This window comes from Pseudomonas segetis, assembly GCF_900188155.1.
GTDB classification, from domain to species: Bacteria; Pseudomonadota; Gammaproteobacteria; order Pseudomonadales; family Pseudomonadaceae; genus Aquipseudomonas; species Aquipseudomonas segetis.
The window spans coordinates 1-13335 of the sequence record NZ_FZOG01000004.1; the positions used below are offsets into that span (position 1 = coordinate 1).

13 protein-coding genes are annotated in these 13335 nt (G+C 55.9%); 4 read left to right on the forward strand and 9 right to left on the reverse strand.

Annotated elements, in window-relative coordinates:
- On the forward strand, window positions 1-244 hold a 244-nt coding region (locus CHB79_RS22120), incomplete at its 5' end, for a hypothetical protein (RefSeq protein WP_217898869.1).
- Between the two features lie 84 nt (window positions 245-328).
- Here CHB79_RS22120 and msrQ read toward each other — a convergent pair.
- From msrQ to ilvC, 4 genes are all read right to left on the reverse strand, one after another.
- Window positions 329-952 (reverse strand): protein-methionine-sulfoxide reductase heme-binding subunit MsrQ, encoded by a 624-nt coding sequence (gene msrQ / locus CHB79_RS13930; protein ID WP_089360381.1) that lies wholly within the window; start codon window positions 950-952, stop codon window positions 329-331.
- Window positions 952-1965: a protein-methionine-sulfoxide reductase catalytic subunit MsrP gene (gene msrP / locus CHB79_RS13935; protein WP_089360382.1), complete on the reverse strand. Its 1014-nt coding sequence runs from the start codon at window positions 1963-1965 to the stop codon at window positions 952-954. Before msrP ends, msrQ begins: the two co-directional genes overlap by 1 nt.
- Before the next feature lie 62 nt (window positions 1966-2027).
- Window positions 2028-2843, reverse strand: coding sequence for a CDP-diacylglycerol--serine O-phosphatidyltransferase (pssA, locus tag CHB79_RS13940; protein WP_089360383.1), 816 nt, complete (start codon window positions 2841-2843; stop codon window positions 2028-2030).
- 155 nt (window positions 2844-2998) lie between these two features.
- Entirely contained in the window at window positions 2999-4015 is a 1017-nt protein-coding gene (ilvC, locus tag CHB79_RS13945) for a ketol-acid reductoisomerase (protein ID WP_010487682.1), read from the reverse strand.
- Window positions 4016-4140: 125 nt separating this feature from the next.
- Here ilvC and ilvY point away from each other — a divergent pair, with 125 nt between their 5' ends.
- Entirely contained in the window at window positions 4141-5022 is an 882-nt protein-coding gene (gene ilvY, locus CHB79_RS13950; RefSeq protein WP_010487680.1) for an HTH-type transcriptional activator IlvY, read from the forward strand.
- A gap of 54 nt (window positions 5023-5076) precedes the next feature.
- Here the strand turns inward: ilvY and ilvN are convergent, their stop codons facing one another.
- Both ilvN and CHB79_RS13960 read right to left on the reverse strand, forming a co-directional pair.
- Window positions 5077-5568, reverse strand: a complete 492-nt coding sequence (gene ilvN / locus CHB79_RS13955) for an acetolactate synthase small subunit (RefSeq protein ID WP_010487678.1) — start codon at window positions 5566-5568, stop codon at window positions 5077-5079.
- A 2-nt stretch (window positions 5569-5570) separates the two neighbouring features.
- Complete coding sequence (locus tag CHB79_RS13960; RefSeq protein WP_089360596.1) at window positions 5571-7295, reverse strand: acetolactate synthase 3 large subunit; 1725 nt, start codon at window positions 7293-7295, stop codon at window positions 5571-5573.
- Between the two features lie 406 nt (window positions 7296-7701).
- On the opposite strand from CHB79_RS13960, the gene CHB79_RS13965 reads away from it, so the two are divergent.
- Window positions 7702-8142, forward strand: coding sequence for a DUF4124 domain-containing protein (locus CHB79_RS13965; RefSeq protein WP_010487674.1), 441 nt, complete (start codon window positions 7702-7704; stop codon window positions 8140-8142).
- A 40-nt stretch (window positions 8143-8182) separates the two neighbouring features.
- Here the strand turns inward: CHB79_RS13965 and CHB79_RS13970 are convergent, their stop codons facing one another.
- Genes CHB79_RS13970 through mrcB form a run of 3 tightly spaced genes read right to left on the reverse strand, consistent with a single transcriptional unit; the run spans window position 8183 to window position 11557 of the window.
- On the reverse strand, window positions 8183-8512 hold the full coding sequence (locus CHB79_RS13970) for a YqcC family protein (protein WP_010487672.1): 330 nt from the start codon (window positions 8510-8512) through the stop codon (window positions 8183-8185).
- Window positions 8512-9222: a tetratricopeptide repeat protein gene (locus tag CHB79_RS13975; RefSeq protein ID WP_089360384.1), complete on the reverse strand. Its 711-nt coding sequence runs from the start codon at window positions 9220-9222 to the stop codon at window positions 8512-8514. The genes CHB79_RS13970 and CHB79_RS13975 overlap by 1 nt, the downstream gene beginning before the upstream one ends.
- Window positions 9223-9238: 16 nt before the next feature.
- A complete protein-coding gene (gene mrcB / locus CHB79_RS13980; protein ID WP_089360385.1) occupies window positions 9239-11557 on the reverse strand; it encodes a penicillin-binding protein 1B in 2319 nt (772 codons plus the stop codon).
- Window positions 11558-11675: 118 nt separating this feature from the next.
- Here mrcB and CHB79_RS13985 point away from each other — a divergent pair, with 118 nt between their 5' ends.
- Window positions 11676-13238: a bifunctional aminoglycoside phosphotransferase/ATP-binding protein gene (locus CHB79_RS13985; protein ID WP_089360386.1), complete on the forward strand. Its 1563-nt coding sequence runs from the start codon at window positions 11676-11678 to the stop codon at window positions 13236-13238.
- Window positions 13239-13335 lie beyond the last annotated feature (97 nt).

The following is a 13335-nucleotide window of genomic DNA, read 5'->3' on the forward strand; positions in this document are numbered from 1 at the left end:
AGCTGTTTTTCGAAGTTCTTTTCCGAAGAAAACCGTTTCTACTCAACCACTTGCGCTTCCGATCAAACCAGCTTCTCGTCAGCGGGAGGCGCATTCTACAGCGTTCAAACTCGCTGTCAACACCTCTTTTTCTACCGCTTCCGATCACCTGGGCGATCACTCCAAAGGCCATTCAAAACACCCTTCAGAGCCCGGCGCATTCTACACAGCTTTCGCTGCTTTGCAACCCCTCTTTTTAAGCTAACTTCTTGTTTTCCAAGAAGTTTTCCGAGAGGTCTGCGCCGGAAGAGGTGCGCATTATAGGCACCTCAGATTTGCCGTCAAGGGTTTATTGCGCATTTATTACTGTATTGGCACTTTTAGTTCGAATGCGCGGTAACACCGCAGCGACAACAGGGATGCGCAAACACATCAAGACGGCACCGATCAAGGCATACAGGCTCCACTCCTTGAGATCGGCACGCACCACCCAGAGCATATGCAGCAATCCCAACGCCAGGATGCCGTAAACAGCACGGTGCAGTTTTTTCCAACGCCGCCCTAAACGCCGCTGGCTGTAGCGGTTGGATGTCAACGCCAGCGCCAGCAAACCGATGAAGCCAAGTGCCCCCACTATAATGTAGGGCCGCTTGCTTAACTCCACGCCAAGCTGCGCCCAATCAAGCCCCAGGATAAACACGCAGTAGGCTGTCAAATGTAGCGCTACGAAGGCAAAACACCAGAGACCAAGCTGGCGACGAGTAACTATCCAGCCAGACCACCCCGTTAGCTTCTGCATCGGCGTCATTGCCAAGGTAATAAACAGCAACACCAGTGCACCCAGCCCAAGCCGGTCAACCAGGGTTTTGCCCGGGTCGGGCCCAAGAGCAAAAGCCCAGGCTTCATACAGCCAGTAAAGCGGCACGGCTGCGACCACAATAAAGACCATCAAGCGAAATAAGGGGAAGCGCATCAGTAGTTAACCCTCAGATCCATACCCGCGTATAGCGATGCAACCTCATCCCCATAACCGTTGAACATCAATGTATCGCGCACATTTGGGCTGAAAAGGCCACTGGGCAGTCGGCGCTCGCGCGCTTGCGACCAACGAGGATGATCAACATTGGGATTAACATTGGCATAGAAGCCGTATTCATCTGCTGCAATCGACTGCCATGTGGTTTTTGGCTGTTCCTCGACCAGGCTGATGCGCACAATCGACTTAATGCTTTTAAAGCCGTACTTCCAGGGCACGACCAGACGCAGCGGCGCACCATTCTGATTGGGCAGCACCCGGCCGTACATACCAACGGCAAATATCGCCAGCGGGTTCATCGCTTCATCAAGACGCAGACCTTCGACATAGGGCCAGTTGATCAAGCCAAAGCTCGACTGCTGCCCCGGGAGATCCTTGCGATCAACCAGTGTTTCAAAGCGAATGTACTTAGCCTTGCTGGTCGGCTGCACTTGTTTAAGAAGCGCCGAGAGCGGAAAGCCCATCCACGGAATAACCATCGACCAAGCCTCGACACAGCGCAGGCGATAGATCCGCTCTTCAAGCTCATAGGGCTTGATGAAGTCTTCTAGCGCGTAGCGTCCAGGCTTTGCCACTTCACCATCGATAACAACACTCCAGGGCTCGGTCTTCAGCGCCGATGCATTGGCTGAAGGGTCGCCCTTGTCGGCGCCCAGTTCATAAAAGTTGTTGTAGTGAGTTGCATCCTTGAACGGGGTGATTGCTTCCCCCTTGACGGTAACGGCCTGCCACTGGGTCGTCGGCAACTTTTGCTGGAACCAAGCAGGCCCCTCAACCGCCTGGACATCGGGGTAACGCGAAGCATCTTGGGCAAATGCAGCACCTGGCGCCGCAGCCAGCGCCAAACCCGCGATAGAACCCCCAATAAAGGCACGGCGGGAAAGGTAAAATTCTTCCGGGGTTACATCCGACTCTTTGCAAGCGGATGCAGATGGGACCTTGATCAACATGAGGACTCCGCAGCTACAGGTTAGCGATGACCAGTAGACCACGAAGCCCCCATGAAATTACATCACGCAGTTCTATTGCGGCGACGTAACTGCAACAAATATTGAATGGGGCCCGAGAAGGCATAAGCGAGGAAGATAATCAGCAGGATACGTGGCGGATCACTGAAGACCACGGCAAACCCCAGCACCACGGCCAAGATAGCTACAAAAGGTACGCGCCCCTTTAAATCCAGATCCTTGAAGCTGTGATACTTGATATTGCTGACCATCAACATGCCTGCGGCAGCAACCAGGACAGCGACCACAAAGGCCATCTTGGAACCCTGTATGCCAAAATCGCTAAACGCCCAGACCGTACCAGCGACTACACCAGCCGCAGCAGGACTGGCCAGGCCGATGAAGTAGCGCTTATCGGTGCTCCCTATCTGGGTATTGAAACGCGCCAAACGCAGCGCAGCACCTGCCACATAGATAAAGGCAACCATCCAACCGACCTTGCCCAGGCTGCCCAGCGCCCATTCAAACGCCAGCAACGCAGGTGCAACACCAAAGGCAACCATATCGGACAGCGAGTCATACTCGGCACCGAATGCACTCTGGGTATTGGTCATGCGCGCAACTCGGCCATCGAGGCCGTCCAGCACCATGGCCACAAACACCGCCGCAGCCGCAACATAGTAATTGCCGTTCATGGCATTGATGATCGCGTAGAACCCCGCGAACAGATTTGCCGTGGTGAACAGGTTTGGCAACAAATACACACCACGGTGACGGACCTTGCGGCCCTGGTCGTCGTGGCCTTCTTCTTCGTGCTCATCAACCGGCAAAAGACTTTCTGCGTCGGGAGCCGCACTCGGCTCTTCTGGGCGTTCGCTCATGGATGTACCTTAGAACTGGGTTAAAAATTCAGCACCTATGTTACAGCGCTGCGCAGATTATATAAGCCTAATCGTGACGCGCTTTATACCAGATGGATACTTGCAGCATAAAAAAACGCGGCCATTAGCCGCGTTTTTATGTAAGTCGCCAGGACTTAGTTTTTAGTTTTGTCGACGATCTTGTTCGCGGAAATCCACGGCATCATCGAGCGCAACTGCTCACCCACAACTTCGATGCCATGGGCAGCGTTGTTGCGACGATAAGCGGTCATCGAAGGATAGTTTGCAGCACCTTCCTGGATGAACATCTTGGCGTATTCGCCGTCCTGGATGCGCTTCAGAGCGTTGCGCATGGCTTGGCGCGATTCGGCGTTGATCACTTCCGGACCAGTGACATATTCACCGTACTCGGCGTTGTTCGAGATCGAGTAGTTCATGTTGGCGATACCGCCTTCGTACATGAGGTCAACGATCAGCTTCAGTTCGTGCAAGCACTCGAAGTAAGCCATTTCCGGAGCGTAGCCCGCTTCCACCAGCGTTTCGAAGCCCGCTTTAACCAGCTCAACGCAACCGCCACACAGAACAGCCTGCTCACCAAACAGGTCGGTTTCAGTTTCGTCCTTGAACGTGGTTTCGATAATACCGGTACGGCCGCCGCCCACGCCCGAAGCATAAGACAGCGCGACGTTCTTGGCGTTGCCCGAAGCATCTTGGTAGACCGCGATCAGGTCTGGAATACCACCACCTTTGACGAACTCGGAACGTACGGTGTGACCAGGCGCTTTTGGCGCGATCATGATCACGTCCAGATCGCTACGTGGCACGACCTGATTGTAGTGAATCGCGAAGCCGTGGGAGAACGCCAGGGTAGCGCCCTGCTTGATGTTCGGTTCGATTTCATTCTTGTACAGCTGCGACTGGAACTCGTCTGGAGTCAGGATCATGACCAGGTCGGCACCGGCAACAGCGGTCGCGACATCAGCAACTTTCAAGCCGTGGGCTTCAGCCTTGGCGACAGTTGCAGAACCTTTACGCAGGCCAACAGTGACATCAACACCAGAATCTTTCAGGTTGCACGCCTGGGCGTGACCCTGGGAACCGTAGCCGATAACGGCAACTTTTTTACCTTGGATGATGGAGAGGTCACAGTCTTTATCGTAGAAAACTTTCATGTTCTTGGCTCTTTTAGGCGAAAAGGATGGGTGCATAAGCACCGCGACGAACACACTTTAAGTGATCGTCTCCGTTGCGTAAAATGATATATTTGCAACACAACATGCCGATATATGAAATAACCATGGATAGCCACGCGCTTATGCTTTTCCTGTCTCTGGCGGACAATCTGCACTTTGGCAAAACCAGCCGCGAGCAGCACGTCAGCCCCTCCGCCCTCAGTCGCAGCATCAAGCAACTTGAGGACGAACTCGGCGCCCCGCTATTTCTTCGCGACAACCGCTCCGTGCGCCTGACCCGTGAGGGCCAGCAGTTTCGCGAATACGCCAAGGATGTAATCGGCGGCTTGCAAGCCATGCGTCAAGCCTTCAAGCAAGACCAACTGATCCTGCAGGGCGAGCTTTCTCTGTATTGCTCGGTAACCGCCAGCTACAGCTTTCTCTACGACATTCTCAGCAGCTTTCGCCAGGACTATCCGCGCATTGAAATGAAACTGCACACAGGTGATGCCGCAAAAGCGGTGGAGCGCATCCAGCAAGGCCTTGAGGATCTTGCCATCGGCGCCCGCCCCGACAACCTGGCCAGTGGAATTGCATTCCAGTCCATTGCGCGCTCGGAGTTGTGCTTTATTGGCCCGCAATCCCCTCAATTACTCACTGACGAGCAACTTAAAAGCCCAAGCGCAGCCACCTGGCGCGATGTGCCTATGATTCTCTCCGAAGAGGGGTTGGCGCGCACTCGCACAGACCGCTGGCTTAAAAGCCATAACATCAAACCGCGAATCTACGCTCAGGTCAGCGGTAACGAGGCCATCGTCAGCATGGTCAGCCTGGGTTTTGGCATCGGCGTGGTGCCGCAAATCGTGCTCGACAACAGCCCACTGACAGCCAGCATCCGCACCTACGATATCCAGCCGCCGCTGACCGCTTACGACATTGGCCTGTTTGCCCTGGAAAAACGCCTGAAAGAACCGTTGATCAATGCTTTCTGGAATCGCCAGCGTTAAATAATGGCGAAAAAAAACCTCGCAGGAATGCGAGGTTTTTTAAATCCAGCACACTCAGATGCTGAGTACTTTGTCGCCACGGGCAATGCCGGTAACGCCGCTGCGTACAGTTTCCAGGATCGAGGCGGTGCCTATGGCCTGGATGAAGCTATCGAGCTTGTCGCTGGTACCGGTCAACTGAATGGTGTAGACACTGGTGGTCACATCGACGATCTGGCCACGGAAGATATCCGTTGTGCGCTTGACCTCGGCGCGCTGTGCGCCTGTTGCCTTGACCTTGACCAGCATCAACTCACGCTCGATGTGCGAGCTCTCAGACAAGTCAACCAACTTGACCACCTCGACCAGCTTGTTGAGGTTTTTGGTGATCTGCTCGATGACATCATCGTGGCCAACAGTGGTCAACGTCAGGCGCGACAGCGTCGGGTCTTCGGTTGGCGCAACGGTCAGGCTTTCGATGTTGTAGTTACGCTGGGAAAACAGCCCCACTACACGGGACAGTGCACCCGGCTCGTTTTCCAGCAACAGGGAAATAATGTGTCGCATGATTAAGTCCGCTCCGTCTTGCTCAGCCACATGTCGCGCATAGCACCGTCTTTGATATGCATCGGATAGACGTGCTCACTGGTATCAACCTGAATATCGAGGAAAACCAGGCGATCTTTCATCGCAAAGGCTTTCTCCATCATTGGCTTCAGGTCTTTGAGGTCAGTAATGCGCATGCCAACGTGGCCATAGGCCTCGACCAACTTAACGAAGTCCGGCAAGGACTCCATATAAGAGTGCGAGTGACGGCTGTTGTAGTTCATGTCCTGCCATTGGCGCACCATACCCAGCGCACCGTTGTTCAGGTTGATGATTTTCACTGGCAAGTCGTACTGCAAGCAGGTCGACAGCTCCTGGATATTCATCTGGATGCTGCCTTCACCGGTGACGCAGGCAACATCGTCATCCGGAAAGCTCAGCTTAACGCCCATGGCGGCCGGGAAGCCAAAACCCATGGTGCCCAGGCCGCCGGAGTTAATCCAACGGTTAGGCTTGTTGAACCGATAGTACTGCGCAGCAAACATCTGGTGCTGGCCCACATCGGAGGTGACATAGGCATTGCCATCGGTCACTTCACACAGGGTTTCGATTACGGTCTGCGGCTTGATAATGCTGCCGTCGCCCTTCTCATAAGGGAACACGCCACGATCACCACGCCACTCTTCAATTTGCTTCCACCAACTGGCAAGCGCCTCTTTACTTGGCTTCTCGCCAATTTCCTTGAGGATTGCAACCATCTCGGTCAGCACGCTTTCAACCGGACCAACGATAGGCACATCGGCCTTGATGGTCTTGGAGATCGAAGCCGGGTCGATGTCGATGTGGATGATCTTTGCGTTAGGACAGAACTTGGCCGGACCATTGATAACCCGGTCATCGAAACGCGCGCCAACGGCAAAGATTACATCGGCATGGTGCATGGCCAGGTTTGCCGTGTAGCTACCGTGCATACCAAGCATGCCAAGGAACTGGCGATCAGTGCCAGGGTAGCCGCCAAGGCCCATCAAGGTGTTGGTCACCGGGATATTGAGCATCTGCGCCAACTCGGTCAGCGGCTCGGCTGCGTGCCCCAGGATTACGCCACCACCGGAATAGATTACCGGACGCTTGGCCGCGAGCAGGACTTCAGCCGCCTTGCGAATCTGGCCCGAATGGCCGCGCAATGCGGGGCTGTATGAGCGTAGCTTGACCTTCTTCGGGAAGACGTATTCGAACTTCTCCGCTGGATTGGTCATGTCTTTCGGGATATCGACGACAACAGGACCAGGACGCCCGGACTCGGCCAGGTAGAAGGCTTTCTTGAGCACTTCAGGAATTTCAGAGGCGTGCTTGATCATAAAGCTGTGCTTCACGATAGGACGCGAGATACCGATCATGTCGGTTTCCTGGAAGGCATCGGTACCGACCATGCTGCTCGGCACCTGACCAGACAGGACCACCATAGGAATGGAGTCCATGTAGGCAGTGGCGATACCGGTAATGGCGTTGGTCGCACCAGGACCCGAAGTCACCAGCACAACACCAGCCTTGCCTGTAGCACGTGCGTAGCCATCGGCCATGTGTGTTGCAGCTTGTTCGTGGCGCACCAGGATGTGGTTCACCTCTGGTTCCTTGAACAGCGCATCATAGATATGTAGCAAGGCACCGCCTGGGTACCCATAGATATTTTTAACGCCTTCGTCACGCAAAAAGCGCACGACCATTTCAGCGCCGGATAAAAGCTCCACGTTGATCACCTCTAAACGCCAGAAATCGCCCAAGAGGGGGCGATCTAAAATAGGTTTTACTGCTAAGCAGAGCATGAGCGACGGTGGTCGCCGACTACGTCAGCTACAACTGAGCAAGTATTGGGAATGCCCCAAAGTGTTGCGGGGTCTTCCCACCCAGCGCGAGGTAACGCGTTGCGGGTGTTGCTAGGTCGGCGCGGGTGTGCACCTCATCTCTACTGAGCTAAAGCCTGCTTGCGGCTGACTCCACTACAGCGAATGTTGGATTGTTGGGATTGGAAGCCTTTAAGTCAAGCAATCTGTGCATGAATCGACAATCTTCTGCTCCGATCTGGCGCAGGATGACGCCCGGGCATAATTGGTTATAGTAATCTTAGCTTTCGCAGTACTTCACTAAGGAAACAGCATGCGCCGTATGATTCTCGCCACCAGCCTGCTACTCGCTATCAGCTCGACAGCGATGGCCAGCCAGGTCTATAAGTGGGTTGACGCCCAGGGTGTGACCCATTTTGGCGCGCAACCGCCACAAGGCCAGCAAAGCACAACAATCAATACCGCAGTGCCTACCCCATCGGGCAAGCCCGCGGTAGAAGACCCTGCCCCAACCTTTAACGACATCGCCGACCCCGAGCAGGCCGAAATCGATAAAAAGGTCAAGCAGGAAGTAGCCGCCAAGGAAGCCGAGCGTAAACAGTACTGCACGGACGTGCGAACCAGCCTCGCGCAAATTGAGAACAATCCGCGGGTACGCATTGAAATTGATGGTGAAGTTCGACGCATCACCGAAGAAGAGCGCCAGCAGCGCATTGCTGAAACCAAGAAAGCCATCAGCGAAAACTGCCAATAAGCTTGGCAGTTTTCTTGGTTAACCCAGCGCCCGGCGCGACTCAGTTCGTGCCGGTCAGGATTTCGTCAAACTCGCCGAGTAGCTTGATCAGCACGCGCGCCTGAGCATTTCCGACGCCATACACCTGCTCTGCCATCGGCTGAATGCCAGAGACGGCTGGCAATGGCGCACCTTGCTCAAGCATGATTTTCATACGCGGCAAGAAGATCCATTGCAGCCACTGCTCAAGCGGCATGCTGTCTACGCAAAATGGCTCTGGACTGGCCATTGCCTTATCGCTTGGTGGCAACTCGGTCCACCAACCTTGCGTGCGCAACTCACGCTCAATCAACAGCAACTGTTCGGCAATTTCAACTGTGCGCGCGTCCATTACAGCGCGACCTTGGCGCGCTCACGGGCTTGCGCGGCGCCAGCAGGATCGCCCTGCTTTTCGCGGGCCTGGGCGACCAGATCCCACAGACTCGCCTGCAACTGAGGACGACCGCCGGCATAGCTCAGGCCGCGACGCGCGAACTGTTCCGCTTGTGCAGCATCACCTTGAGCCAGGCGAACCTCGGCCAGGCGATAAAGCACCTGCGGTTCTCGCGGCGCGATGCGCTGGGCACGCTCCAGGCTTGAGGCTGCGCCATCCAGATCACCACCGCCCTGCTGCTGCTGGGCCGTTGTGAGCAAGGCCAGCACCGGGCCATCCAGCTGCTCGTCTGCCGATAAACCGCCCGCCGCACCTGATGGGGTAGCGCTATTGCCGGTTGGCGCTTGTGGCGCGCTGGGCTGCGAATAGATGTTGCTGCCTGCGGAGTCGTTGGTAATGGGGCCGGTGGTGATTGGCCCCGTGGTAATTGGCGAAGTCGTCAATGGCTGGTTGCCACCCACGGCACCGGGCACCATCACCACTACGCCAGAGTCCTGCGGCTGAGCTTGCGGGGCATTAGCTGGTGCAGCGCCACCGCCGACACGATCCATACGGTTGGCGGAGGCTGGAGCGCCGGCGTCGACCACTGGAATCGAGCCATTGGGAACACTGGCGCAACCTGCCAATACTGCCGAAGCTGTTATTACTGGAATCAACCACTTAATCACGTTACGCCCTCTTGCCTTAATTCATCCAGCCACGAACCCAGTCCATGACTGAGTCAACCGGCGCCTGAATACCACATCCAGGCCCTGGTGCTGGCTCGCTGCCACGAATATACGGCATCTGCACGGCATTCGGGCAGCTGGAATCAGAACCTTGGCCGGTCTTTGCATCTATCCATGCCTGCACTACGTTATCAGGCTGCGGCATGTCCAATGGCAAGGGATCTGCTTTAGCCATAAAGCTGGTCCACACCTGCAACGCCCCGGTCGCGCCGGTGAGCGGCGTTGGGCCGTTATCGTCACGGCCCAGCCAAACAACGGCCAGAACATCCTGGCTGAAACCGGCAAACCAACTGTCACGGGAGTCGTTACTGGTACCAGTCTTGCCCGCCAGGTTCAGCGAACGTGGCAGCCTGCTGTAAACCGAGCGTCCGGTCCCTTCACGCATCACGCGCTGCATTGCGCTTTGCAGCAAGTAAATCGAACCGGCATCAAAGCGCTGCTGAATCTGGAACGGGTAGCGCTTGAGTGGCTCACCTTCAGCAGTCAACACGCTTCGAATAGCACGCAATGGCGTATTGAAGCCGCCATTGGCGATGGTCTGGTACATGCCGGCAACTTCCATCGGGCTCAATGAACCTGCCCCAAGCAACATCGAGGGGTAAGCCGGCCACTCACGCTCGACACCAAGGCGCGCTAATGTTTTGAGCACATTGGGCACACCCAGTTCCAACCCCAGCTTGGAAGTCGACAAGTTGTATGAGTTGACCAGACCCTGATACAGATAAATGGTGCCATGGGATTTGCGGTCATAGTTCTGCGGACGCCACACCTGCCCATCCTGGCCCTTGACCGAGAACGCCTGATCCTTGATGAAGCTGGTCAAGGTGTACTGGCTTGGACGCTCCAGAGCAGTCAGGTAGACAGCGGGCTTGACCAGCGAACCGATGGGACGCACTGCATCAATCGCACGATTGAATCCGGCAAAGTTACGCTGGCGTCCACCCAGCAAAGCCTGGACTTCACCAGTTTCCGGGTTGGTTACGACCATGCCCGCTTCAACCTTGTCGACCCCTTTGCGTCCAGACAGGCGCTTGAGTGTTTCACTGAGTGAATCCTCGGCCTTGACCTGCATGATCGGATCGAAACTGGTAAAGATGCGCAGGCCTTCTTCGGTCAAATCCTCATCGCGATAGTCCTGGCGCAACTGGCGCTTAACCAGATCAAGGAATGCCGGGAACGAGCCATTAGACATGTTGCCGCGCGTGGTCACACCCAAAGGCCGGGCCTTGGCTGCGGCTGCCTGTTCAGGGGTTACCACACCTTGGGCGGCGAGCAGGTCAAGAATCATGTCGCGACGCGTCTTGGCACGCTCGGGATGGCGACGCGGGTTGTAGTAAGTGGGGCCCTTGACCATGCCGACCAGCAACGCGACCTGTTCCAGGTGCAGCTCGGACAATGGCTGGCTGAAAAAGTACTGGCTGGCCAGACCAAAGCCATGGACGGCGCGATTGCCATCCTGGCCGAGGAAGACTTCGTTGAGGTACGCCTCGAGGATGTCTTTCTTGTCGTAATGCAGCTCAAGCAGCACGGCCATCATCGCCTCTATGACTTTACGCGTGAGGCTGCGCTCGTTGGTCAGGTAGAAGTTTTTCACCAACTGCTGGGTCAGCGTACTGCCGCCCTGACGCAACTGGCCTGAGGAAGCATTGACCCAGATCGCTCGGGCAATGGACTTCGGCGATACACCAAAGTGATTGAAGAACTCACGATCCTCAACCGCCACCAGGGTTTCCACCAGATAAGGCGGAACCTGATCCAGCTTGATCAACACACGGTCTTCCTGATGCGCCGGATACAAGCCGCCGATCAGCATCGGCTCCAAGCGTGCAACCGCCAGCTTGCCACCATTGGCCTTGGACAGGCCGGCCACATAGTCACCCGAGAAGCGCACCCGCACGTGCTGCGCAGGCTCGGCACCTTCATAGAACTGGAAGCCGCGTGAATACAGTTCGATATTGTTACCCGCGACGGACACGCCACCCGGCCCATCAACGGATTTTTCACGCCGATAGCCCAGCGCGTCCAACTCCTTGAGGAAATCGGTTTTCGCCAGTTTCTCACCGACGAACAACTCCAAAGGCCTGGCATAGACCTTGGCGGGCACGGTCCAGCGCTTGCCGGAGAATTTCTCCTGCACCACTGCATCAAGGTAAACCGCAAAGCCTGCAAACACTACCAAGCCAACCAAACCGAGCTTTACAGCCCAGCCAAGCCAGGGACGAGTGCCGCGAGAGCGACGTTTAGAACGGGAACGGGAAGATTTAGGTCGAGTCATGGCGCGGCATTATACGCATTTTGCCTGCCACAAGCAGGCGCTACCCAGCGGTTTGCAGACTGGCATTCAAAGGCCATAATGAGTGCCACTATTTGTCGTTTAAAACCAAGGACCCTCCGTGAGCCAAGCCCTGATTGAAGCCCTGCAGAACCCGGCCTTGTACCCGCACCCGGTCGGCAGTTTCCAAGTAATAGAGACGCATATTTCCTGGGTTTTGCTCACTGGCGAGTACGCCTACAAGATCAAGAAGCCGGTTAACTTTGGCTTTCTCGACTTCACGCAACTGAGCGACCGCGAGCACTTCTGCGGCGAAGAACTACGCCTCAACCAACGTCTAACCGAAGATTTGTATCTCGAAGTGATACCGGTTTGCGGCAGTGTCGAGGCGCCCAACCTGGCAAATGACGGCCCTGTTATTGAATACGCGCTGAAAATGCGCCAGTTCCCGCAAGACCAGTTGCTCAGCGAAGTACAGGCTCGTGGCGAGCTCAGCGAGGCGCACATTGACGAACTGGCCGAAAAAATAGCTCAATTTCACCTGAGCGCCCCACAGGTTGCACAGGATCATGGCCTGGGAACGCCGGAAGCGGTGATGACCCCGGTGTTACAGAATTTCGAGCAGGCACGCCCAATGCTCTCGGAAAAAGCCGACCTGGAACAACTCGACGCGTTACAGGCCTGGGCTGAAACCAGCTATGAACGACTCAAGCCTTTGCTGGCCAAGCGCAAAGCCGATGGTTTTATTCGTGAATGCCATGGCGATATCCACCTTGGCAACATCGCCATTCTTGATGGTCATGTCACCCTGTTTGATTGCATTGAGTTCAACCAACCCTTTCGCATGACTGATGTCATGGCGGACGTTGGCTTTCTGGTCATGGACCTCGAAGACCGTGGCCTCAAGTGCCTTGCGCGCCGATTTGTCAGCAAATGGCTTGAATACACCGGCGATTACGCATCGCTCGAACTGCTCAACTTCTACAAGGCCTACAGGGCGATGGTCCGCGGCAAAGTCAGCCTGTTCCGCCTGGGGCAAGAGCAAAGCGCGGTGCAACGCAAGGTCATTTTGCGCCAGTACCGCAAATACGCTGCGCTGGCTGAAAGCTACAGCTCGATTCCTTCGCGTTTCCTGGCCATCACCCATGGCGTCTCGGCGGTTGGCAAAAGCCAGGTTGCCATGCGCATGGTCGAAGCGCTTGGCGCCATTCGCCTGCGCTCCGATGTCGAACGCAAACGACTGTTTGGCGAACAAAGCGAGGCCCAAAAAGGCCAGCAGGATCAGGGTATCTACGATCAAGACTCCAGCATTGCCACTTACCGACGCCTGCACGAGATTGCCGATGCGGCTCTGCATGCAGGCTTCCCTGTCGTCATTGATGCGACCTACCTCAAGCTGGAACAACGCCAGGCGGCGATGCAGGTTGCAGAACAAACCGGCGTGCCGTTTTTGATTCTCAGCTGCAACGCCCCCACCGAGGTGATTGCCGGCTGGCTCAAGCATCGCCAGCAGGAAGCCAAGGACCCTTCCGATGCGACTATGCAGGTCATCGAAGTCCAGCTGGCCAACCGCGAAGCGCTAACCGCCACGGAACGGGTCAACGAGCAATGCATTGAAACCAATGACAGTGCCAGCCTGGACAGCTTGGTTGCACGCATCCGCCAGCGCTTGCCTGGCCTGTAACAAGCAGTCGATTACCGGGGCAAGATGCCCCGGTAAGCAGCAACCAGAACCGCCCCTGCCCCTGACACCGGTTACCTCTTCCGCCCCCTCGCCTGCA